This is a genomic window from Neisseria sp. P0021.S007, from assembly GCF_051956855.1.
On the sequence record NZ_JBQCXA010000261.1, the window covers coordinates 1 to 881 of the forward strand.

The 881-nt window shown below is 55.7% G+C and carries 1 pseudogene; it reads left to right on the forward strand.

The annotated features are described in order from the left end of the window. Positions 1-20 precede the first annotated feature (20 nt). Positions 21-881 (forward strand): annotated as a pseudogene (locus ACTHUR_RS12670) (YadA-like family protein); the annotation flags it as partial.

Consider the following 881-nt stretch of genomic DNA (forward strand, 5'->3'; position numbering starts at 1 on the left):
CCATGCACAAGACGGGTTCTTTGGCTGTCGGTAAAGAATCCGTATCGGGCGAAAATGCCGCTGCAGTTGGCGACAAGGCTAAAGCAGGTGGCTATAAGGCGGCTGCTTTGGGTTATGATTCTGCCGCTTCCGGTTTAAGCGCAACTGCTTTGGGTGGCGAATCCAAGGCGGAGGCATTGCGGTCGGTGGCGGTTGGCTTTCGGGCCCATGCCAAGGGAACAAATGATGTAGCAGTCGGTGGCGCAGCGGCTGCTTCTGGCGGTCAATCCGTTGCAGTCGGTCTGCTGTCCAAGGCTTCGGCTTTGCGTGCCGTTGCGGTAGGTAATGGCGCTCAGGCAAGTAATATTGATGCAGTAGCTATCGGCAGAGATAGTGAGGCGGATGCGCTCAGCGCGACGGCCTTAGGTGATCGAGCTAAAGCACGTGGAACTCAATCACTTGCGCTGGCATCGGCTGCTGAAGCAGAAGGTTATCAAGCAGTGGCGGTTGGTACGCGTGCGGTATCGAATGCCGTAAACAGTGTAGCTTTGGGTGTCGAGTCTTCCGCTACAGCCTTGAACGGTCTGGCTGTCGGCACCAGCTCCAGTGTGCGTAAAGAAGGTGGTACGGCAGTCGGCGGCGGTGCATCGGCTTTGGAAGAGAAATCTTTGGCACTCGGTTTCCAAGCCAAAGGTAAAGCCGAGAAAGGGGTGGCTCTGGGTGCGCAAAGCATCGCAGATTTGGCTGCAGGTCAGGCAGGCTATGATTTTGCGACACAGTCGGCAAGTCAATCTGAAGACAAGACATGGAAATCGACATTGGGCGCGGTTTCAGTTGGCAATGAAAAGGACAGCCGTCAAATTACCCATGTGGCTGCCGGTACTCAGGATACGGATGCGGTA